Consider the following 19,468-nt stretch of genomic DNA (forward strand, 5'->3'; position numbering starts at 1 on the left):
AAACGGGCCCAATGGGCCCGTTGCTTTTTCTTCACTCAATCAGCGCGCGGTAATCAGCGGTGCGCTGAGCTTTTCCAGCAGGCTGGCCTGTGCGCTGCGCGAGTTCTGGTTGCCGGTTGGCGACAGGCGCAGGTAGCGGCCGTCAGGCTGCAGCACCCAGGCATGGGTGTTGTCGGTGAGATAGGCTTCCAACTCCTTCTTGACCCGGGTGATGAGCTTCTTCCCTTCGACGGGGAAACAGGTCTCCACACGCTTGTCGAGGTTGCGTTCCATCCAGTCGGCGCTGGAGAGGTAGATCTTCTCTTCGCCGCCATTGAGGAAATAGAACACCCGGGTGTGTTCCAGGAAGCGACCGATGATCGAGCGCACGTGAATGTTGTGCGACACCCCGGGCACGCCCGGACGCAGGCAGCACATGCCACGCACCACCAGGTCGATTCGCACGCCGGTCTGGCTGGCCTTGTACAGCGCGCGAATGATCTTCGCATCGGTCAGCGAGTTGAACTTGGCGATGATGTGCGCCGGCTTGCCCTCGCTGGCCAGCTGAGTTTCCCTGGTGATCATGTCGAGCAGGGTCTTCTTCAGGGTGAAGGGCGCATGCAGGAGCTTCTTCATGCGCAGGGTCTTGCCCATGCCGATCAGCTGGCTGAACATCTTCGACACGTCCTCGCCCAGCGCCACGTCGGCGGTGAGCAGGCTGTAGTCGGTGTACAGGCGGGCGTTGCCGGCGTGGTAGTTGCCGGTACCCAGGTGTGCGTAACGGACGATCTCGCCGTTCTCACGACGCAGGATGAGCATCATCTTGGCGTGGGTCTTGAAGCCCACCACACCGTAGATCACCACCGCGCCGGCAGCCTGCAGGCGGCTGGCCAACGCCAGGTTGGACTCCTCGTCGAAGCGCGCACGCAGCTCGATGACCGCGGTGACTTCCTTGCCGTTGCGCGCGGCTTCCACCAGCGCATCGACGATTTCCGAGTTGGCCCCGGAACGGTACAAGGTCTGCTTGATCGCCAGTACGTGGGGATCCTTGGCCGCCTGGCGCAACAGGTCCACCACCGGGGTGAAGGACTCGAAGGGATGCAGCAGGAGGATGTCCTGCTTGCTGACCACGCTGAAGATGTTCTCGCTGTTCTGCAGCAGCTTGGGGATCACCGGAGTGAACGGCGCGTACTGCAGCTCCTGATGACTTTCCAGACCGGTGATGCTGAACAGGCGGGTCAGGTTGACCGGGCCGTTGACCTGGTAAAGCTCGTGCTCCGACAGGCCGAACTGCTTGAGCAACTGGTCGGTGAGGTGTTTCGGGCAGCTGTCGACCACCTCCAGGCGCACCGCATCACCGTAGCGGCGGCTGAACAGTTCACCGCGCAGGGCGCGCGCCAGGTCTTCCACATCCTCGGTATCCACCGACAGGTCGGCGTTACGGGTCAGGCGGAACTGGTAGCAACCCTTGACCTTCATGCCGGGGAACAGGTCGTCGGCATGGGCGTGGATCATCGACGACAGGAACACGTAGTTGGCGCCTGGGCCGCCGACATCTTCCGGCACCTTGATGATGCGTGGCAGCAGGCGTGGCGCCGGGATGACCGCCAGACCGGAGTCGCGACCGAACGCATCGACACCTTCCAGCTCGACGATGAAGTTCAGGCTCTTGTTGACCAGCAGTGGGAACGGGTGAGTCGGGTCGAGACCGATCGGCGTGATGATCGGCGCGATCTCGTCGCGGAAATAGCGGCGTACCCACGCCTTGTGCTTGGTCGTCCAGTAGCGGCGGCGGATGAAGTTGATGCCGTGCTTGGCCAGCGCCGGAAACAGCACATCGTTGAGGATGGCGTACTGACGGCCGACCTGCTCGTGGACCAGTTCGGCAATACGCGACAGCGCCTGATGAGGCTGCAAGCCATCGGCACCGGCCTGTTCACGGGCAAAATTGATCTGCTTCTTCAGCCCGGCAACACGGATTTCGAAGAACTCGTCGAGGTTGCTGGAGAAGATCAGCAGGAACTTCAGGCGTTCGAGCAGCGGGTAGGACTCGTCCAGCGCCTGTTCCAGCACGCGGATGTTGAACTGCAGCTGCGACAGCTCACGATGGATGTACAGGCTGCTGTCATCCAGGCTGGGCACTGGCACGGCGACCGCCGTGGTTTCGACTACGGGCGTTTCCACTATCGCTTCCACCGGCGCTTCGTCGATCACCGGCAGGCTGATTGCCGGTACATCGAGCTGTTCGTTCTCACTGAGTCCTTCGTTGCTCATTGAATTACCCTGGAGGGGCTATTGCCCCTGTCGTATGAGTTCGGCCGCACGCACGGCGAAATAAGTGAGGATGCCATCGGCACCCGCTCGTTTGCAGGCGGTCAGCGATTCGAGAATGACCGCCTCGCTGAGCCAGCCGTTCTGGATGGCAGCCATGTGCATCGCATATTCGCCACTGACCTGATAGACAAAGGTCGGCACCTTGAATTCGCTTTTGACCCGAGAAACGATGTCCAGATAGGGCATGCCCGGCTTGACCATCACCATGTCGGCGCCTTCGGCCAGGTCGGCGGCGACTTCGTGCAGCGCCTCGTCACTGTTGGCCGGGTCCATCTGGTAGGAAGCCTTGTTGGCTTTGCCCAGGTTCAGCGAAGAACCTACCGCATCGCGGAACGGGCCGTAGTAGGCGCTGGCGTATTTGGCAGAGTAGGCCATGATCCGTACGTTGACGTGATCGGCCAGCTCCAGCGCTTCGCGGATCGCCTGGATGCGTCCGTCCATCATGTCCGAAGGCGCCACCACCTGAGCACCGGCATCGGCGTGGGACAGCGCCTGCTTGACCAGCGCATCGACGGTGATGTCGTTCTGCACGTAGCCTTGTTCGTCGAGAATACCGTCCTGACCATGGGTGGTGAACGGATCGAGGGCCACATCGGTGATCACCCCGAGCTCGGGGAAGCGCGCACGCAACGCACGGGTGGCGCGCTGGGCGATGCCATCCGGGTTCCAGGCTTCGCAGCCATCGAGAGTTTTCTTTTCCGCCGGCGTGACCGGGAACAGGGCTACAGCCGGAATCCCCAATGCCACCCATTTCTCCGCTTCCTGCAGCAGGAGATCGATGGACAGCCGCTCGACGCCCGGCATGGAGGCCACCTCCTCGCGCAGATTCTCGCCGTCCAGTACGAATACCGGCAGAATCAGGTCGTTGGTGGTCAGCACGTTCTCACGCACCAGACGCCGGGAAAAATCGTCGCGACGATTGCGACGCAGGCGGGTGGCTGGGAACAGGCGGTTGGCGGGGGTAAAGCTCACGGCAGACTCCTGGGCCCGCTCGAGCGGGCGAAGTGTGACAGTTATAAGCTGCCATTATGACCAAATGATGACGGCAATAACGAATACTGCGACGGCGCGTCGCAGCCGATAAGGCACATCGGATACTGCAAAAGCCCCGGGAATCGACGTACAAGCGCAACGGTGCCATTTCACAGTCTCTCGACAATTGCTGTTTTACGGTGTCGAACCGCGTAGCCTTGAACCCTCTCCTCTACGGTCACCTTTAATGCTGGAAAATCTGCTGCAGCACTTCGGTTACCCGGCACTGGCGCTGGGTACTTTTCTCGAGGGCGAAATGTCGTTGTTGCTGGCTGCCTACCTGGCGTTGCGCGGCATCCTCGACATCGAGCTGGTGATGTTCTTCGCCTTTCTCGGCACCTACGCCAGTGACCAGTTGTGGTTCCACCTCGGGCGTCGCCACGGCCGCCGCATTCTCGACAATCGCCCCCAGTGGCAGGCGCTCAGCGAAAAGGCACTGGTGTATCTGCGTCGCCACCCGGACCTCTGGGTGCTGGGCTTTCGCTTCTTTTACGGCATGCGCACGGTGATGCCGCTGGCCATCGGCCTGTCAGGCTACCCGCGTCGCCGTTACGTGATTCTCGATGCCATCGGCGCAGCGATCTGGGCCATCGTGCTCGGCACCCTCGCCTACAAACTCGGCCGTGCACTCGAAGGCCTGCTTGGTGAGCTGCATCAGGTTCAGTTGTACGTCTTCGCGGGTCTGCTGATCATCGGCCTGGGCATCTGGCTGTACCGTCGTAGACAGCGCCGCGGTTGATGCACCGTACTTGACGTCGGCCTCACAAGCGTTCAAAAGCCTGTAACAATTGGCTGACTGACCAGTCATAACAGAAGACACGTTACCCCAAGCGAGACCGCCGGACGCAAGATCCGGGCTCGGCTCGTACCTCATCAGGAGTTGGTCGATGAACAAGAAAGTCGCAGTGATTCTTTCCGGTTGTGGCGTCTATGACGGCTCGGAGATCCACGAAAGCGTGATCACCCTGCTGCGCCTCGACCAACGCGGCGCCGAAGTGCAGTGCTTCGCGCCGGACATCGATCAGGCACACGTACTCAACCACCTCAGCGGCGAAGAAATGCAGCCAGCGCGTAACGTGCTGGTGGAGTCCGCACGTATCGCCCGCGGCAACATCAAGGACGTACGCGAACTGCGCGCCGACGACTTCGATGCGCTGATCCTGCCGGGCGGCTTCGGTGCCGCCAAGAATCTTTCCGACTTCGCCAGCGCCGGCGCCGACTGCACCGTGCAGGCCGACGTACTGACCGCTGCGCAGTCGTTCGTCAGCGCATCCAAACCCGTCGGCCTGATCTGCATCGCTCCGGCAATGGCGGCGCGCATCTTCGGCGCTGGCGTGACCTGCACCATCGGCCATGATGCCGATACCGCAGCGGCCCTGAGCAAGATGGGCGCCGAGCATGTCGAGTGCAACGTCGAAGATATCGTCGAGGATACCCAGCGCAAGCTGGTGACCACGCCGGCCTACATGCTGGCCAACTCGATCTCTCAGGCCGCGTCGGGGATCAACAAACTGGTGGATCGGGTGCTTGAACTGACACACGAGTGACGACCAGCTGCGCGGCGGCTCTGCGGCGTTAGAAACAGGCTCAAAAAGGCGCTTGCGGCTAACGCACTTCAGTGCGGCCCCGAAGGGGCGAGCGAAGCGAGTCATGCTCATGTACAAGAGCACACTCCGCTTCCTCGCCTGTTCTTGTGCGGGCGCCTAGCCCTTGCAGAGCTCTAGCTCGCGAGCTCGTCAGCAAGTAGGGAACCCTTCAACCGCGCGAAAGACGCGTCAGCAGACGATCCAGCGCGTTGGCGAAAGCCTGCCGATCCCTGTCGCCATAGGCGGCCTGACCACCACCGACCTGCCCCTGCTCACGCAGGTCGGTGAACAGGTTACGCACCGCCAGACGCTCGCCCATATTGCGCTCGTCGAACTCCTTGCCCCGCGGATCCAGCGCCAAGACGCCTTTCTTCACCAGCCGATCGGCCAGCGGCACATCGCTGCAGATCACCAACTCGCCGGGTACGGCGTGCTCCACCAGATAATCATCGGCCGCATCAGGCCCGCTCGGCACTACGATCAAACGCACACAGGCGAAAGCCGGTTTGGGCTGCGCTTGTCCGGCGACCATGACGATCTCGAAGTTACGCTTGAGGGCGAACTTGACCACCTGATCGCGGGCCAGCCGTGGGCAGGCGTCGGCGTCGATCCATACACGCATGCTCAGACCGGTGCGCGACGCACAGTGGCCAGCAACGCCGCGGCGCCCACAAACAGCGCACCAAAGCTGCGGTTCATGATGCGCTGCTGACGCGGCGTGCGCAGCAGGCGCAGAACACGCACGGCCAGGCCGGTATAACCCGCCATGACGATCAGGTCGACAGTCACCATGGTCACGCCAATGATCAGGTACTGCTCGGTCAGCGGTGCATGGGGGTTGATGAACTGCGGCAGCACGGCGAGCATGAAGATGATCGCCTTGGGGTTGCCGAAATTAACCAGAAAGCCGCGCAGCACCAGGCTCAGTGGTCGACCGATGGGGCGTTCGCCGCTGACGTTCATATCAGCCGGCAGTGCGCGCCACTGGCACCAGCCGAGGTACAACAGGTACACCACGCCAAACCATTTGATCAGGGTGAAGGCCAGCGCCGAAGTCGCCAGGATCGCCCCAACGCCAGCTGCGACGATGGCGATCTGCAGCGCCAGGCCAAGCTGCAGGCCCAGGGCGTTCCAGTAGCCGCGCCAGAAACCGTACTGCAGCCCCGCGGACATCGATGCGATGGCACCAGCACCCGGCGACAGGCTGATCAGCCAGCAGGCAACGAGAAAAGCGAGCCAGGTTTCCAGAGCCATAATGACGACCTCGTATTAGTAACGATCAGGGTTCGATCTTGCGCGGTGCCGGTACATCGCCGTTGCGCCAGCGCCTGACGGCTTTCTGGAAGAACAGGCTGTTGGGAATCTGCACCCAGGTGCCCGGCGCGTCACCGGTCAGGTCTTCCAGGGTGGTGTAGAACAGGTTGATATCCAGTACCCGGCCCCGTACGCCTGGCTTGTCGGCGCTTTCCAGCACCTCGACGCAGTCGCCGATACGGAACGGCCCGAGGGCGAAGATCAGCAGCGCGCAGAACAGGTTCGACAATACGCTCCAAATGGCGAAGAAAGCGATAGCGGCAACCGCGACGAAACCGGTCAGCGCGCCCCACAACACCTGCGCCGAGACTCCCAGTCGCTCGAGTACCAGCATGAAGGCGCTGCCCAGGATCAGCCAGCGGGTCAGGCCGCGCAACGGCACCAGCAACTCCGCTGGCAGTTGCGGATAGCGGTGGCCCAGGCGGGTGATGCCACGGGTAAGGATGCGCTGCGCCAGCCAGGCCAGCGCCAGAATCAGGATGACCTGACCGGTGCGCATCAGCGGCTGACTCCAGGCCGTCAACCAGGCCAGATCGATAACGTCGAAATTCAACCTATTGCCTCCAGTTCCTGTTGCAGGGTTTCCAGGGTCTCCAGCGCTTCCAGCCACTGCTCTTCCAGCTCGGCTTCACGGCTCTTGAGCCCGGCCTGGTCGGCCAGCGCCTGGCGCAACTCGTCCTTGCGGGCGGCCTCGTAAATCCCGCTATCGCCCAGCCGCTCCTCCAGTGCCGCAAGCTTGCCCTGCACCTGGCCGAGTTCGGCTTCGAGCTTGTCCGCCGCTTTCTTGTGCGGTGCCAACTGCTGACGCAGGGCAGCCGCGGCCTGGCGCTGACCTCGCTTGTCGTTGCCGCTGCCGGCCGAAGTGGCGACCGCCGGAGCGGCCTGCCGCTGACGATAATCCACCAGCCAACGCGCGTAATCTTCCAGATCACCGTCGAACGGCGCCACGCGGCCGTCGGCGACCAGCAGGAACTCGTCGGTGGTGCTCTTGAGCAGGTGGCGATCGTGAGACACCACCACCACTGCACCGGCGAACTCCTGCAGCGCCATGGTCAGTGCCAGGCGCATCTCCAGATCCAGGTGGTTGGTCGGTTCATCGAGCAGCAGCAGGTTGGGTTTGCCCCAGGCGATCAGCGCCAGGGCCAGACGGGCCTTTTCGCCACCCGAGAAATTCAGCACCGGCTCATCGCAGCGCGGCCCGCGGAAGTCGAAGCCCCCCAGGAAATCGCGCAGCGTCTGCTCGCGCTCGGTCGGCGCGATGCGCTGCAGGTGCAGCAAGGGGCTGGCCTTGTCGTCCAGCGCATCGAGCTGATGCTGGGCGAAGTAGCCGATCACCAGATTCTCGCCACGCTGCAGGCTGCCACTCAACGGCTGCAGCTCAGCGGAGAGGTTCTTGATCAGCGTCGATTTGCCCGCACCGTTGGGGCCGAGCAGCCCAATGCGGGCACCCGGCACCAGGCTCAGCTTGACCTGTTGCAGAATGGTCTTGTCGCCATAACCGAGGCGACCTTCGCTGAGGCTGAGCAGCGGCGTGGAAATCTTGTCGGCCTCGCGAAACACGAAATCGAAGGGCGAGTCGACGTGGGCGGCGCTCAGCTCCTCCATGCGCTCAAGTGCCTTGATGCGGCTCTGCGCCTGGCGGGCCTTGGTCGCCTGGGCCTTGAAGCGGGCGATGTACTTTTCCATGTGCGCGCGCTGCGCTTGCTGTTTCTCGTACGCTTGCTGCTGTTGAGCCAGACGCTCGGCGCGGGTGCGCTCGAAGGCACTGTAGCCTCCGCGATAGAGGGTCAGCTTGCGCTGATCGACATGGGCGACGTGGTCGACCACGGCATCGAGAAAATCCCGGTCATGGGAGATCAGCAGCAAGGTGCCGGGATAGCTCTGCAACCAGCCTTCGAGCCAGAGAATGGCATCCAGATCCAGGTGGTTGGTCGGTTCGTCGAGCAGCAGCAGATCGGATGGGCACATCAGCGCCTGGGCCAGGTTCAGGCGCATCCGCCAGCCACCGGAGAAGTCGCCGACCCGGCGATCCATCTGCGCGTTGTCGAAGCCCAGACCGGCCAGCAGCTTGCGTGCGCGAGCGTCGGCGGTATAGCCGTCGGCGCTGTCCAGCTCACTGTGCAGGCGAGCGATGGCGCTGCCATCCTGGCGCTGTTCAGCAGTCGCCAGCTCAGCCTGCACGCGGCGCAGGTTGTGGTCGCCGTCGAGCACGTAGTCCACAGCCAGGCGCTCGAGGTTGTCGACCTCCTGGCGCATGTGGGCGATGCGCCAGTCGCCAGGCAACAGGCAATCGCCGGCGTCCGGGGTCAACTCGCCCCGCAGCAGGGCGAACAGGCTGGATTTGCCGGCGCCATTGGCACCGATCAGACCGGCTTTGTGGCCGGCGTGCAGGGTCAGCTCGGCGTCTTCTAGCAGACGCTGCGGGCCACGCTGTAAGGTAAGGTTCAGGAGTCGGATCATAATGGCGGCGGATTCTATCAGAGTCCCCCGCCGCATACTCGGAGCACGCATGACCGCTGACCTATGGAGCTTCGCCACCACCCTCTACGCGCGCCCAGGCGTCGAAGCCGCGTGCCTGGAACTGCAGGCCGCCGGTGCGGACGTTTGCCTGCTGCTCTGCGGGCTGTGGCTGGATAGCCAGGCCGTGGCCCACGAGCCGGATAGGGAGAACCAATTACGCCAGCTCGCCGCGCCCTGGCAGGAGGACGTCGTCAAGCCACTTAGAGCGCTGCGCCAGGCCTGGCGCACATCGGCGCAGCAAGACCCAGCACTCGCCGAGCTGCGGCAACGGGTCAAGCAACTGGAGCTGGATGCCGAGCGCGAACAATTGCTGCGCCTGCAGAACTGCTGCCTGAAGTGGCCACCGCAGACTGACGTGACAAAACCGAATACCTGGCTGGATGCCTTGAGCCCAATGGAAGCGCAAGCAGCGCTAAAGCGACTTCATCAGGCGCGCCCATGAGCCTGCCAAGTGTCTAGCGAGCAATCCGCGGTGTCAGTTCTTCCAGCATTTGGCGAAGCGTTCGCATACGGAGTACCGCCGATCAAGATCCGCCAGTCGATTTATATGCTCGCTCAGGGCTTCCTTGATCAGGTCCCGGTTCAAGCGGTCGTAGTACTGCAGCATCCCGTTGTTGACCGCAAGCGCCTTGCTCACATCAGCTGTCTCGCTGTCCGGCACCAGCTCTTTTATCTTCTCGATATCCAATCGGCGCAGATCCGCCCGATAGCCTTCCTTGTAGCGCTGCAGAGCACGCTCTTTCTGCATCGAGACATCATGCGCAAAGCGCTCCAGGCTACTGCGATACTCCGTCCAGTAGGTTTCAGGCAGCGTGAACCCAATCTGCGCCTTGCGCTCGGCGATGCTCTTCTCAATCGAATCGCTCTTGCCTTCCGCCTGAACATTGTCCGACGAAGCAGGCCTCATCTTCTCGATGATGCTGTCCTCGATGATGCGGTCAATCAGCGCGGTACGCTCGGGGGTGTCAGGCAAGCCCTCCGGGGCCTTCGGAAACAGCGCATTGTGGCCTGCACAGCTGGGAAGACCTTTATTCACTAAAACAACGCTCGTACGGACGGCCTTGCCGTTGACCTCATCCAGGCGCTTGAGCATCGACACGCACTGGCCGCCGGAGTAGTTGAAGGTAAGCTCGTATTCCGAACCGCTCTGCGGCGTGAAGTTGAAGGCATTACCACACACGCTGCCCGTGCTCACCGAATTGGTGAGCAGAAGCGTCTCATTGCCTGGCTCGAGGCGAACTTCCAAGTAGGCTTTTGCACCTTCCGACGGCGCGACACGCATGTCCGCCCGGCGCTTGGTATTGGCCGCGAACAAGTTGTTGAGCAAGCCAGTGGTTCGGCCGTCGCAATGTTCAGCGTCGAACACGCTCAGGGTGGCGCTTTCCATATTGCTGATGAAGCGCAACTTGGCTGCATCGGGCGCATTGCTATCTGGATAAGTACCATTGAAGCTACAGCCGGCCAGCAGAACTGCAGCGCCGATCAACGCAGCGGACGCGCGCAATGAGCGAAAATTTGGCATGAATGTATCGTCCTTGATGCGAGGATAAACGAGGGCGGCAATCCTAATAAATGACGCCAATAGCGTCCAGCGCGGCGGGTCAGGCTAGCGTGCTGGACGTGTGTCGATGAACTAAGGGGGGAAGAATGTTTGGTGTGCGGCGTTTTCTGACTATTTGCTTGTCAGTGCTCATTACAGGGTGCTCATCGATGCCCGAGGAGATGGGCCTCGACTCGAAGGTATATTCCGAAAAGAACGCGGGCCTGGTAGTCGGTGCGATGGTCAACAGCGGTCCTTACGGCACCTGGCTGGAGTTCCGGAACATCAAGACGGACAAACGATTCGGCTGGGGCGCAAAGGACTACTACTCGGTTTGGTTGCCAGCGGGTGAATACGAAGTCTCTTCGCTGGGCTCAAGGCGTGGCGTCATGGATCCTTACTCCAGCCCACTGCGTTTCAGCGTGGCGCAAGGTCAGCTCAATTACGTAGGGGAGTTGGTCTACGGCTGCCCCTCAGAGAGCCGACCAGCCGCACTTTATGGGGTCAGGAACTGCGGACTCCTGGCGCTCGGCAGTTGCTCTGTGCCATCGCCCAGCGTAGGTGTCTGCACCGTGGATCGCCAGCAGCAGACACTGCGCAGGTTCCTGAAAATGCATCCTGAATTCGCAGATATGCCCGTTCGCTCCGCAGTCATGGGCCGCTGATAAGGAACAGATGAGAGGCTGCAGGTTTCGCAGCCCTCAAACCTGCTGCCACTCACGCGAGAGCCAGCCGGGCTCCAGATGACGTGCCGCGCGCACCTCGCTGCATGGGAAATTTATGATGACTGCCTCATTGATTGGAAATCGCTCGAACTCAATTGCCTGACGCCCATACGATTTGCGCCTCATCTGACAAAGGATTGCGTGGCGTCGCCGGACGCTCATAAAAAAGGCCAGTCGAATGACTGGCCTTTGCAGTTCAGCGCCAGTGCAAAAGAGTGCAAAAGGGGACAGATTTATTTTTCTGACACTTTCCTAGGCCTCCCCTGACCCCGTAGCTCTATCCGTTGCCCCTGAACTCTCTCTATTTCATCCACAAAACGAGCACTACTGGTTAACTGCCTTCTCTGAAGTGCAGACCGGATCAGTTCAATTTCACTTGACGTTACAGCTTGGCGCATGAACTCCATATAACGGATACGACGCCTTTCAGGCGTATCGCCAAGTGCGATGAAGCAAGGGTCAATATCCAACCAATCACTGTCCGCTTGATCAGTGGTGCGCATCTGGTAACTCGACCAGGGGTAGTCGCCGGCCTCGGCAACCATCCGGGCCCCAACCGGGTTTAACTGGATATAGCGGCAGCAGGCAAGCAAGTAGGCGTCTGACTCGACCACACTGGACTTGTAACGGCTCTCCCAGAGAGTGCCGGTGCGCCCTTCCAGACGATTTCTATACCGCGTGGCACGTGCTGCCAGCGCCTTCATCAACTGCCCCAACCCAGCGATGGCCTCACCGGGCGCCAGCAGCAGATGAACGTCATTCGTCATCAGGCGGTAGGCATAGACCTTGATCCCGAAGACGTCTTTCAACTCGCGCAGATCAGCAATGTAACGTTGATAACCCTGCGTAGCGGAAAGACCACCTGCCGGTTGTGACCACGCTGCACCACATGATGCGGGTAGTTCGGCACCACAATGCGTCCCCTCCTTGGCATAACAACCTCCTTCCATTGAGGCTTTCAGCATAGTCCATCAGCAATAAAATAAATCTGTCCCCCTTTTCCCCGTTGAGTCTTGAAGCAGGGCCGGCTAATGGGTGTCTCCTTTTCCATCCCCCCTACTCAACCATTTGTTTAACAAACACTACGTCCCCCCCATCACGAATCGCATATATGCTTTCATACTGGAAGGACAGAACAAAGCCCAGCTCGATTCTTTTCGATAGATTAACAAGGAAGCTTTTGATATCTGCCCAGCTTTCCGAAAGGACATCTGCGCGACAATGGAACGCGCCTCCAATACCCACACACCAACCCAAACCTGCACCCTCGGCGGTGATACTTTCAGAAGCCTGCAAACGCCTGAAAACAAAGTAACAATTTGAAATTTCGAAGTTTCCGATAACATGAGTCTCTGAAATTTCAAAGCTAGCCCCCATAAAACAAAGAATTTCGGAAAGAACTCCCAAAGAAGCGCCGCTTTCAACTTCAAGACTCATCATTATAGTCACTTTGACACTTCTATCACTTTAGACTCGCCATTCTTCATCAAATATAGAGTTTTTAGACCACTAACAGGACTCTGTTCGAGCGCCTTTTCAACTTGCGAAAACGTAAGCGGAGAGTCAACCAAATTAACCACAATCGTACTCGGGGGGCGTTTGAGCAAGCGCAGTGAACGGCACTGCAATAAGCAACAGCGAGAAATACAAGCGCATGGAAATCCGTACCTGGAAAAGTGATTCGTCCCTGACAGAGATTAGGCATTTTGCCACTACCGCCTTTTTGGGGCGGGAGACCGGCTTCGCATTTCGCCTATAGCGCCGGGCCAGGTAGTGCAGTACGTGACGAACGGCTCAATTCATTCGCGACCGACGCTCTCGGCTAATCCCACCTTGCGTGGCTATCGCCACATTAAGACCTGACATCGCTTGGATATCAGGCCTTCAACTCCCGATCCAGCACTTCTTCGATTTCGCTCTTGATCTTGCCGCTCATCACCGACAGCAGCAGGCCGAGATTGAGGTGCAGGTTGACCCGATCTTCGCTGACCTCGATCCGTCCGTCGGCGCCACTGCGCTTGAATTCGAGGGTGTCGCCGTTCCACTGGTAACGCACGTCGTATTCGCGCGCCAGGCGCTCGGCGAGCTTTTCGGCCTTGCCCCGGGCGGCCTCTATCCCCAGATTGTGGGGACGGTCGACGGTAATTTTGGCCATCAAGGCTCTCCTGACTGAAATCGCTGGCGGGGGAATATACAAGAAGCACCTGTGACCCACTACCGCGCTTGCAGCCTGGCCCGGGGTTTTAGGTTTAGAATGCCCCCACTCGGCTTTATAGAGCCTCGGATTTCAGGAAAGGGCGACATGAACGATCCGCGCAAGAACGACGGCAGCGAACCCACCACCCACTTCGGCTTCCAGGATGTTCCGGAAAGCAGAAAAGCGGAGAAGGTCGCCGAAGTGTTCCATTCGGTGGCTGCCAAGTACGACCTGATGAACGACCTGCTTTCCGGCGGCATGCACCGTCTGTGGAAGCGCTTCACCATCGAGCTGTCCGGCGTGCGCAGCGGCAACCGCGTACTGGACATCGCTGGCGGCACCGGTGACCTGGCCCGGCAGTTCTCGCGCATCGTCGGCGAGACCGGCGAAGTGGTGCTGGCCGATATCAACGCCTCGATGCTCAAGGTCGGCCGTGACCGCCTGCTCGACCGCGGCGTGTCGGGCAACATCGCATTCGTCCAGGCCGACGCCGAAAAGCTGCCCTTCCCGGACAACCATTTCGACTGCGTGACCATCGCCTTCGGCCTGCGCAACGTCACCCACAAGGACGCCGCCATCGCCTCCATGCTGCGCGTGCTCAAGCCCGGCGGTCGCCTGCTGGTGCTGGAGTTCTCCAAGCCCAAGAGCAGCCTGTTGTCCAAGGTCTACGACACCTACTCGTTCAACTTCATGCCGCTGGTGGGCAAGCTGGTGACCAACGACGCCGAGAGCTATCGCTACCTGGCCGAGTCGATCCGCATGCACCCGGATCAGGACACCCTCAAGGCGATGATGCTCGATGCCGGTTTCGACCGCGTGACCTACCACAACATGACCGGCGGCATCGTCGCCCTACACCGCGGTATCAAGCCCTGATGCTGACCCTGGCCCTGCTCGCCGGCGTCGAGCGCGGTCTCAACCGCGTACTGGCGCTGGACAGCACCGCCCTGCCACGCCTGGCCCGGCTCAATGGCCGGGTGATTGCGGTCGAATCGCGCGCACCGGCATTCCAACTGTTCATCCTCGCCGATGGCGAAGGCCTGCGCCTGGCCAGCCAGTGGGCGGGGCAGATCGACTGCACCCTGCGCGCGCCGGCCAGCGCTCTGCTGCGCCTGGCGCTGGCCAGGGACAAGCAGGCCGTGCTGCACGCGCCGGAGGTCGACCTCGATGGCGACAGCGGCGTGCTGATGGAGCTGGCCGGCGTGCTGCAGGATCTCGAGCTGGACTGGGAATACGAGCTGTCGCGCTGGCTCGGCCCGATCGCCACGCCATTGCTGGCCGGTCACCTGCGCAGCCGCACGGGCTGGACGCGAGACAATCTGCACAGCCTGCAACTGAGCCTGGCCGATTACCTCAGCGAGGAATCGCGCACGCTGGTCGGCCGCCGCGAGGCCGAGGCGCGCTTCGCCGAACTGGATGACCTGAAACTTTCCCTCGACCGTCTCGACGCGCGCATCGAGCGCCTCGCCCAACGCCATAAGCCCATCGCATGAAGCTGCTTGCCGTTCGTCGTCTGTTGCGCATTCTCTACGTGGTCATCCGCTACCGCCTGGATGACCTGCTGTTCGCTCTGCCGCTGCCCTTCTGGCTGCGTGCACCGCGCTTCCTGCTGCCCTGGCGCTGGGTGCCGCGCGGCAAGTCGTCGCTGAGCCGTGGCGAGAGCCTGCGCCTGGCCCTGGAGGAGCTGGGGCCGATCTTCATCAAGTTCGGCCAGTTGCTGTCCACTCGCCGTGACCTGCTGCCGCCGGATATCGCCGATGAGCTGACCCACCTGCAGGATCGCGTACCGCCGTTCGACCCGGCCAAGTCCATTGCCCTGATCGAGGAGCAACTGGGCGTGCCGGTCAGCCAGGCGTTCGCACGCTTCGACACCGAGCCCCTGGCGTCGGCCTCCGTCGCCCAGGTGCACGCGGCACGGCTGAAAAGCGGCGAGGAAGTGGTGGTCAAGGTGGTGCGCCCCGGCCTCAAGCCGATCATCCGCGCCGACATGGCCTGGCTGTTCCTGCTCGCCAAGCTGGCCGAACGCGCCTCCGCCGAAGCCCGCCGCCTGCACCCGGTGGACGTGGTCAGCGATTATGAGAAAACCATCTACGACGAACTCGACCTGCTGCGCGAGGCGGCCAACGCCAGCCAGCTGCGGCGCAACTTCGAGGGCTCGGACCTGCTCTACGTGCCTCAGGTCTACTGGGACTGGTGCCGCCCCAAGGTGCTGGTCATGGAGCGCATCTACGGCATTCAGGTCACCGATCTGGCAACCCTGGCCGACCAGCGCACCGACATGAAACTGCTGGCCGAACGCGGCGTGGAGATTTTCTTCACCCAGGTGTTCACCCACAGTTTCTTCCATGCCGACATGCACCCGGGCAACATCTTCGTCAGCACGCGAACGCCATGGAACCCGCAGTACATCGCCATCGACTGCGGCATCATCGGCAGCCTCACACCCGAGGATCAGGACTACCTGGCGCGCAATCTGGTGGCCTTCTTCAAGCGCGACTACCGCAAGGTAGCGCAGTTGCACATCGATTCCGGCTGGGTGCCCCAGGAGACCCAGGTCAACGATTTCGAAGCGGCGATCCGCACCGTGTGCGAACCGATCTTCGAGCGCCCGCTCAAGGACATCTCCTTCGGCCTGCTGCTGATGCGCCTGTTCCAGACCGCGCGGCGCTTCAACATGGAAATCCAGCCGCAACTGGTGCTGCTGCAGAAGACACTGCTCAACATCGAAGGCCTGGGCCGCCAGTTGTACCCGGACCTGGATCTGTGGACGACCGCCCAGCCGTTCCTCGAGCGCTGGATGCGCCAGCGCGTCAGCCCGCGCAACCTCTTGCACAACCTGCAGAGCCAGGTCGAGCAGGTGCCGCACCTGGCCAACATGACCCGCAGCCTGCTCGAACGCATGGCCCAGCCCCACGCCAACGATCCGCCACCACCATGGCGTGAACGCGACAGCTGGACCCTGCGCCTGATCGGTGCAGCGCTGATCGGCGGCGGCGTGGTACTGGCCCTGGGTGTCGCCAATCTGAGCGAGCCGAGCCTTGCCTGGCCGGCCTGGCTGATGACCGCCAGCGGTCTGTACCTGATCCTGCGCCGATAGCCAGCCAGCGCCCTGGCTGGCACACTTGGCTCCAGATATGAAGACGGAAAAGCAATGAACGACTGGCTAGATGAAATCAACTGGAACGACGACGGCCTGGTGCCGGCCATCGCCCAGGATCACCTGACCGGGCGCATCCTCATGATGGCCTGGATGAACCGCGAGGCACTGGCCCTGACCGCCAGCGAGCAGCGCGCCATCTACTGGTCACGCTCGCGTGGCAAGCTGTGGCGCAAGGGCGAGGAGTCCGGTCACGTGCAGAAGCTTCATGAACTGCGCCTGGACTGTGATGCCGACGTGATCGTGCTGATGGTCGAGCAGCTCGGCGGCATCGCCTGCCATACCGGGCGCGAAAGTTGCTTCTATCGGGTATTCGAGAATGGCGCGTGGAAGACCGTCGATGCCGTCTTGAAAGATCCGCACACCATATATGCACCGGAACACCGCCATGACTGATACCCTCAAGCGCTTGGCCGAAGTGCTGGAATCGCGCAAGGGCGCGGCGCCAGACAGCTCTTACGTGGCCAGCCTGTACCACAAGGGTCTGAACAAGATTCTGGAGAAGGTCGGCGAAGAGTCGGTGGAAACCATTCTTGCCGCCAAGGACGCTGCCACCAGCGGTGACTGCAGCGACCTGATCTACGAAACCGCCGACCTGTGGTTCCACAGCATGGTCATGCTGGCCGCACTGGATCAGCACCCGCAGGCGGTGCTGGATGAACTGGATCGCCGTTTCGGCCTGTCCGGGCATGCGGAAAAAGCCGCACGAAGCGACAGCGACACTCAATAAAGACTCTGACGAGGACAATGCAGCATGGGCATTTTCGATTGGAAACACTGGGTAGTCATCCTTATCGTCGTCGTGCTGGTGTTCGGCACCAAGAAACTCAAGAACCTCGGCTCCGACGTCGGTGAGACCATCAAGGGTTTCCGCAAGGCGATGAACGAAGACGAGGGCAAGCCGGCCGAACCTCAGGCCCAGCAGCCGCAGCAGCCTTATCAGCAGCAAGCGCCGCTGAACCAGCCGCATACCGTGGAAGGCCAGGCCAGCAAGGTCGAAGAACCGCTGCGCAAGGACTGAGGCCAGAGCATGTTCGGTATCAGTTTCAGCGAGCTGCTGCTGGTCGGGCTGATTGCCCTGCTGGTGCTCGGCCCCGAACGCCTGCCCGGCGCTGCACGCACCGCAGGCTTGTGGATCGGCCGCATAAAACGCAGCTTCAATGCGATCAAGTCGGAGGTCGAGCGCGAAATCGGCGCTGACGAAATCCGTCGCCAGTTGCATAACGAACATATCCTCGAGCTCGAGCGGGAAATGCAGGCGGTCAAGAACGATATCCTGCCGCCAGCCCCCCAAGCGGCAGTGCCACCGCCCGCGCAGCAATCGGCGCCCGTCGCCGAGTCAGCTCCGGTAGCTCCGGTAGCTCCGGTAGCTCCGGTAGCTCCGGCTGAGCCTGCTCCAGCTTCTGTCACACCGCCAGCCCCGGCGCCCGTCGCCAGCCAGGACAAGACGCCGCAACCATGAGTCGACTCTCCGACAACGACCAGGAAATGCCGCTGGTTTCCCATCTCGCCGAGTTGCGTACGCGCCTGCTGCGCTGCGTCGCGGCGATCTTCCTGATCTTCGCAGGCCTGTTCTACTTCGCACAGAAGATCTACACCCTGGTTTCCGCCCCGCTGCGCCAGTACCTGCCGGAAGGCGCGACGATGATCGCCACCGATGTGGCCTCGCCGTTCCTCACCCCGTTCAAACTGACCATGATCGTCGCGGTGTTCCTGGCCATGCCGGTGATCCTGCATCAGGTCTGGGGCTTCATCGCGCCGGGCCTGTACAAGCACGAGAAGCGCATCGCCATCCCGCTGCTGGTCTCCAGCATCATTCTGTTCTACAGCGGCATGGCCTTCGCCTACTTCCTGGTCTTTCCGATCATCTTCCACTTCTTCGCCAGCGTGACGCCCGAAGGTGTGTCGATGATGACCGACATCGCCAGCTACCTCGACTTCGTGATGACGCTGTTCTTCGCCTTTGGCGTGGCCTTCGAGATACCCGTGGCCGTGGTGCTGCTGATCTGGATCGGCGTGGTCGATGTCGAGTACCTGCGCAAGATTCGTCCCTACGTGATCATCGGCTGCTTCGTGGTCGGCATGATCCTGACGCCACCGGACATCTTCTCGCAGACCCTGCTGGCCGTGCCGATGTGGCTGCTGTTCGAGCTGGGCATCATTGCCGGCAGCCTGATTCGTACGCGTCGCGGCGAGCCCGACGAGGACGAGGAAGCCCCGGCCGATCAGCCGCCCAGCACGCAAGCATGAACCTGCTGCTCCTCGAGGACGGCGACTTCATCGCCGCCGACCGCGTGCGCCTCGATGGACGACGCCTGACCCACCTGCATGAAGTGCACCGCGCCGAAAGCGGCGACACCCTGCGGGTCGGCCGCCTCGGCGGTGAGATGGGCCGCGGCCAGTTGCTGCAGCTGGAGGCCGATAGCGCCGAGCTGCAGGTCAGCTTCGACCAGCCACCACCGGCCAAGCTGCCGCTGACCCTGCTGCTCGCCCTGCCTCGACCGAAGATGCTCAAGCGCGTGTTGCAAAGCGTGGCCGCCATGGGCGTGCCACGGCTGATCCTGCTCAACAGCTACCGGGTGGAAAAGAGCTTCTGGCAGACGCCCTTTCTCGAGCCGGCGGCGATTCGCGAGCAGTTGATTCTCGGCCTGGAACAGGCCCGCGATACGGTGCTGCCCGAGGTGATCGTCGAGAAGCGCTTCAAGCCCTTCGTCGAGGATCGCCTGCCGCAACTGGCAGCTGGCACCCTCGGTCTGGTCGGCCACCCCGGCCTCTATCCGGCGTGCCCCCGCGCCGTCGAGCAGCCGGTTACCCTGGCCATCGGCCCCGAGGGCGGCTGGATCCCCTACGAGGTGGACAAACTGGCCGAGGCCGGCCTGCAGCCCGTGCAGCTCGGCGAGCGTATTCTGCGGGTGGAAACGGCGGTTACTGCGCTATTGGCCAGGTTGTTCTGAGTGGTCGCTCGTGGGCAGCTCAATGGCGCATGCCGCCGGTCATTCCCGTAGGGTGGACAATGCTCTTTTTGTCCACCATTGCGATTGCAGAGCGGTGGATGGGTGAAGCGTCATCCACCCTACAATTGGA

General features: G+C 61.7%; 22 protein-coding genes and 1 pseudogene. 13 read left to right on the forward strand and 10 right to left on the reverse strand.

Translation table 11 applies throughout. The annotated features are described in order from the left end of the window. Positions 1-39: 39 nt before the first annotated feature. The gene (gene ppk1 / locus QRN22_RS12380) at positions 40-2,253 is read right to left on the reverse strand and encodes a polyphosphate kinase 1 (RefSeq protein WP_042553888.1); all 2,214 of its coding nucleotides are present in this window, start codon (positions 2,251-2,253) and stop codon (positions 40-42) included. An 18-nt stretch (positions 2,254-2,271) separates the two neighbouring features. Further along, positions 2,272-3,285: a porphobilinogen synthase gene (gene hemB / locus QRN22_RS12385; RefSeq protein WP_042553887.1), complete on the reverse strand. Its 1,014-nt coding sequence runs from the start codon at positions 3,283-3,285 to the stop codon at positions 2,272-2,274. 247 nt (positions 3,286-3,532) lie between these two features. Here hemB and QRN22_RS12390 point away from each other — a divergent pair, with 247 nt between their 5' ends. Further along, positions 3,533-4,084, forward strand: coding sequence for a DedA family protein (locus QRN22_RS12390; protein WP_042553886.1), 552 nt, complete (start codon positions 3,533-3,535; stop codon positions 4,082-4,084). Between the two features lie 148 nt (positions 4,085-4,232). Next, positions 4,233-4,892: an isoprenoid biosynthesis glyoxalase ElbB gene (elbB, locus tag QRN22_RS12395; protein WP_042553885.1), complete on the forward strand. Its 660-nt coding sequence runs from the start codon at positions 4,233-4,235 to the stop codon at positions 4,890-4,892. 208 nt (positions 4,893-5,100) lie between these two features. On the opposite strand, the gene QRN22_RS12400 is transcribed toward elbB, so the two are convergent. Genes QRN22_RS12400 through QRN22_RS12415 form a run of 4 tightly spaced genes read right to left on the reverse strand, consistent with a single transcriptional unit; the run spans position 5,101 to position 8,705 of the window. Continuing rightward, positions 5,101-5,553 carry a YaiI/YqxD family protein gene (locus QRN22_RS12400; RefSeq protein ID WP_042553884.1) on the reverse strand — a complete coding sequence of 151 codons (453 nt, stop codon included), beginning with the start codon at positions 5,551-5,553 and terminating at the stop codon, positions 5,101-5,103. 2 nt (positions 5,554-5,555) lie between these two features. Next, positions 5,556-6,185 carry a homoserine/homoserine lactone efflux protein gene (gene rhtB, locus QRN22_RS12405; RefSeq protein WP_042553883.1) on the reverse strand — a complete coding sequence of 210 codons (630 nt, stop codon included), beginning with the start codon at positions 6,183-6,185 and terminating at the stop codon, positions 5,556-5,558. Between the two features lie 25 nt (positions 6,186-6,210). After that, a complete protein-coding gene (locus QRN22_RS12410) occupies positions 6,211-6,744 on the reverse strand; it encodes a mechanosensitive ion channel family protein (RefSeq protein WP_042553944.1) in 534 nt (177 codons plus the stop codon). Positions 6,745-6,794: 50 nt separating this feature from the next. After that, a complete protein-coding gene (locus tag QRN22_RS12415; RefSeq protein ID WP_042553882.1) occupies positions 6,795-8,705 on the reverse strand; it encodes an ATP-binding cassette domain-containing protein in 1,911 nt (636 codons plus the stop codon). Between the two features lie 49 nt (positions 8,706-8,754). On the opposite strand from QRN22_RS12415, the gene QRN22_RS12420 reads away from it, so the two are divergent. Further along, on the forward strand, positions 8,755-9,207 hold the full coding sequence (locus QRN22_RS12420) for a TIGR02444 family protein (protein ID WP_042553943.1): 453 nt from the start codon (positions 8,755-8,757) through the stop codon (positions 9,205-9,207). A gap of 33 nt (positions 9,208-9,240) precedes the next feature. Here the strand turns inward: QRN22_RS12420 and QRN22_RS12425 are convergent, their stop codons facing one another. Beyond that, a complete protein-coding gene (locus tag QRN22_RS12425) occupies positions 9,241-10,287 on the reverse strand; it encodes a hypothetical protein (RefSeq protein WP_042553881.1) in 1,047 nt (348 codons plus the stop codon). Between the two features lie 188 nt (positions 10,288-10,475). On the opposite strand from QRN22_RS12425, the gene QRN22_RS12430 reads away from it, so the two are divergent. Continuing rightward, entirely contained in the window at positions 10,476-10,970 is a 495-nt protein-coding gene (locus QRN22_RS12430; RefSeq protein ID WP_231570157.1) for a hypothetical protein, read from the forward strand. 293 nt (positions 10,971-11,263) lie between these two features. Here the strand turns inward: QRN22_RS12430 and QRN22_RS12435 are convergent. The 3 genes and pseudogenes from QRN22_RS12435 to QRN22_RS12445 all read right to left on the reverse strand — a co-directional run bounded on the left by QRN22_RS12435 (position 11,264) and on the right by QRN22_RS12445 (position 13,185). After that, positions 11,264-11,964, reverse strand: a pseudogene (locus QRN22_RS12435) (transposase). 122 nt (positions 11,965-12,086) lie between these two features. Next, the gene (locus QRN22_RS12440) at positions 12,087-12,470 is read right to left on the reverse strand and encodes a hypothetical protein (RefSeq protein WP_052493793.1); all 384 of its coding nucleotides are present in this window, start codon (positions 12,468-12,470) and stop codon (positions 12,087-12,089) included. 436 nt (positions 12,471-12,906) lie between these two features. Beyond that, positions 12,907-13,185, reverse strand: a complete 279-nt coding sequence (locus QRN22_RS12445; RefSeq protein ID WP_042553879.1) for a polyhydroxyalkanoic acid system family protein — start codon at positions 13,183-13,185, stop codon at positions 12,907-12,909. Positions 13,186-13,332: 147 nt separating this feature from the next. Between QRN22_RS12445 and ubiE the strand changes: the two genes are divergently transcribed. The 9 genes from ubiE to QRN22_RS12490 are packed head-to-tail and all read left to right on the forward strand — an operon-like array spanning position 13,333 to position 19,338. Next, positions 13,333-14,103: a bifunctional demethylmenaquinone methyltransferase/2-methoxy-6-polyprenyl-1,4-benzoquinol methylase UbiE gene (gene ubiE / locus QRN22_RS12450; RefSeq protein WP_042553878.1), complete on the forward strand. Its 771-nt coding sequence runs from the start codon at positions 13,333-13,335 to the stop codon at positions 14,101-14,103. Further along, the gene (locus QRN22_RS12455; RefSeq protein WP_042553877.1) at positions 14,103-14,720 is read left to right on the forward strand and encodes a ubiquinone biosynthesis accessory factor UbiJ; all 618 of its coding nucleotides are present in this window, start codon (positions 14,103-14,105) and stop codon (positions 14,718-14,720) included. Before ubiE ends, QRN22_RS12455 begins: the two co-directional genes overlap by 1 nt. After that, on the forward strand, positions 14,717-16,324 hold the full coding sequence (gene ubiB / locus QRN22_RS12460; protein ID WP_042553876.1) for a ubiquinone biosynthesis regulatory protein kinase UbiB: 1,608 nt from the start codon (positions 14,717-14,719) through the stop codon (positions 16,322-16,324). The genes QRN22_RS12455 and ubiB overlap by 4 nt, the downstream gene beginning before the upstream one ends. 54 nt (positions 16,325-16,378) lie before the next feature. Continuing rightward, on the forward strand, positions 16,379-16,780 hold the full coding sequence (gene hisI / locus QRN22_RS12465; RefSeq protein WP_042553875.1) for a phosphoribosyl-AMP cyclohydrolase: 402 nt from the start codon (positions 16,379-16,381) through the stop codon (positions 16,778-16,780). Beyond that, the gene (locus tag QRN22_RS12470) at positions 16,773-17,114 is read left to right on the forward strand and encodes a phosphoribosyl-ATP diphosphatase (protein WP_042553874.1); all 342 of its coding nucleotides are present in this window, start codon (positions 16,773-16,775) and stop codon (positions 17,112-17,114) included. The genes hisI and QRN22_RS12470 overlap by 8 nt, the downstream gene beginning before the upstream one ends. 24 nt (positions 17,115-17,138) lie before the next feature. After that, a complete protein-coding gene (locus QRN22_RS12475) occupies positions 17,139-17,405 on the forward strand; it encodes a twin-arginine translocase TatA/TatE family subunit (RefSeq protein ID WP_042553873.1) in 267 nt (88 codons plus the stop codon). A 9-nt stretch (positions 17,406-17,414) separates the two neighbouring features. Then, positions 17,415-17,846 carry a Sec-independent protein translocase protein TatB gene (gene tatB, locus QRN22_RS12480; RefSeq protein WP_042553872.1) on the forward strand — a complete coding sequence of 144 codons (432 nt, stop codon included), beginning with the start codon at positions 17,415-17,417 and terminating at the stop codon, positions 17,844-17,846. Further along, on the forward strand, positions 17,843-18,634 hold the full coding sequence (gene tatC, locus QRN22_RS12485) for a twin-arginine translocase subunit TatC (protein ID WP_042553871.1): 792 nt from the start codon (positions 17,843-17,845) through the stop codon (positions 18,632-18,634). The genes tatB and tatC overlap by 4 nt, the downstream gene beginning before the upstream one ends. Next, the gene (locus QRN22_RS12490; protein ID WP_042553870.1) at positions 18,631-19,338 is read left to right on the forward strand and encodes a 16S rRNA (uracil(1498)-N(3))-methyltransferase; all 708 of its coding nucleotides are present in this window, start codon (positions 18,631-18,633) and stop codon (positions 19,336-19,338) included. The genes tatC and QRN22_RS12490 overlap by 4 nt, the downstream gene beginning before the upstream one ends. Positions 19,339-19,468: the final 130 nt, after the last annotated feature.

The sequence above is a fragment of the Pseudomonas sp. MEJ086 genome (assembly GCF_030209025.1).
Taxonomy (GTDB): domain Bacteria; phylum Pseudomonadota; class Gammaproteobacteria; order Pseudomonadales; family Pseudomonadaceae; genus Aquipseudomonas; species Aquipseudomonas fulva_A.

Bases quoted from the DNA above. Each gene is read 5' to 3' on its own strand.
- QRN22_RS12455 (WP_042553877.1), top strand. From the start codon at position 14,103: ATGCTGACCCTGGCCCTGCTCGCCGGCGTCGAGCGCGGTCTCAACCGC.
- hisI (WP_042553875.1), top strand. From the start codon at position 16,379: ATGAACGACTGGCTAGATGAAATCAACTGGAACGACGACGGCCTGGTG.
- elbB (WP_042553885.1), top strand. From the start codon at position 4,233: ATGAACAAGAAAGTCGCAGTGATTCTTTCCGGTTGTGGCGTCTATGAC.
- QRN22_RS12490 (WP_042553870.1), top strand. From the start codon at position 18,631: ATGAACCTGCTGCTCCTCGAGGACGGCGACTTCATCGCCGCCGACCGC.
- rhtB (WP_042553883.1), bottom strand. From the start codon at position 6,185: ATGGCTCTGGAAACCTGGCTCGCTTTTCTCGTTGCCTGCTGGCTGATC.
- QRN22_RS12390 (WP_042553886.1), top strand. From the start codon at position 3,533: ATGCTGGAAAATCTGCTGCAGCACTTCGGTTACCCGGCACTGGCGCTG.
- QRN22_RS12470 (WP_042553874.1), top strand. From the start codon at position 16,773: ATGACTGATACCCTCAAGCGCTTGGCCGAAGTGCTGGAATCGCGCAAG.
- ubiB (WP_042553876.1), top strand. From the start codon at position 14,717: ATGAAGCTGCTTGCCGTTCGTCGTCTGTTGCGCATTCTCTACGTGGTC.
- tatB (WP_042553872.1), top strand. From the start codon at position 17,415: ATGTTCGGTATCAGTTTCAGCGAGCTGCTGCTGGTCGGGCTGATTGCC.
- QRN22_RS12400 (WP_042553884.1), bottom strand. From the start codon at position 5,553: ATGCGTGTATGGATCGACGCCGACGCCTGCCCACGGCTGGCCCGCGAT.
- QRN22_RS12475 (WP_042553873.1), top strand. From the start codon at position 17,139: ATGGGCATTTTCGATTGGAAACACTGGGTAGTCATCCTTATCGTCGTC.
- ppk1 (WP_042553888.1), bottom strand. From the start codon at position 2,253: ATGAGCAACGAAGGACTCAGTGAGAACGAACAGCTCGATGTACCGGCA.
- QRN22_RS12425 (WP_042553881.1), bottom strand. From the start codon at position 10,287: ATGCCAAATTTTCGCTCATTGCGCGCGTCCGCTGCGTTGATCGGCGCT.
- QRN22_RS12440 (WP_052493793.1), bottom strand. From the start codon at position 12,470: ATGATGAGTCTTGAAGTTGAAAGCGGCGCTTCTTTGGGAGTTCTTTCC.
- QRN22_RS12445 (WP_042553879.1), bottom strand. From the start codon at position 13,185: ATGGCCAAAATTACCGTCGACCGTCCCCACAATCTGGGGATAGAGGCC.
- ubiE (WP_042553878.1), top strand. From the start codon at position 13,333: ATGAACGATCCGCGCAAGAACGACGGCAGCGAACCCACCACCCACTTC.
- QRN22_RS12420 (WP_042553943.1), top strand. From the start codon at position 8,755: ATGACCGCTGACCTATGGAGCTTCGCCACCACCCTCTACGCGCGCCCA.
- QRN22_RS12430 (WP_231570157.1), top strand. From the start codon at position 10,476: ATGCCCGAGGAGATGGGCCTCGACTCGAAGGTATATTCCGAAAAGAAC.
- QRN22_RS12410 (WP_042553944.1), bottom strand. From the start codon at position 6,744: ATGCGCACCGGTCAGGTCATCCTGATTCTGGCGCTGGCCTGGCTGGCG.
- tatC (WP_042553871.1), top strand. From the start codon at position 17,843: ATGAGTCGACTCTCCGACAACGACCAGGAAATGCCGCTGGTTTCCCAT.
- QRN22_RS12415 (WP_042553882.1), bottom strand. From the start codon at position 8,705: ATGATCCGACTCCTGAACCTTACCTTACAGCGTGGCCCGCAGCGTCTG.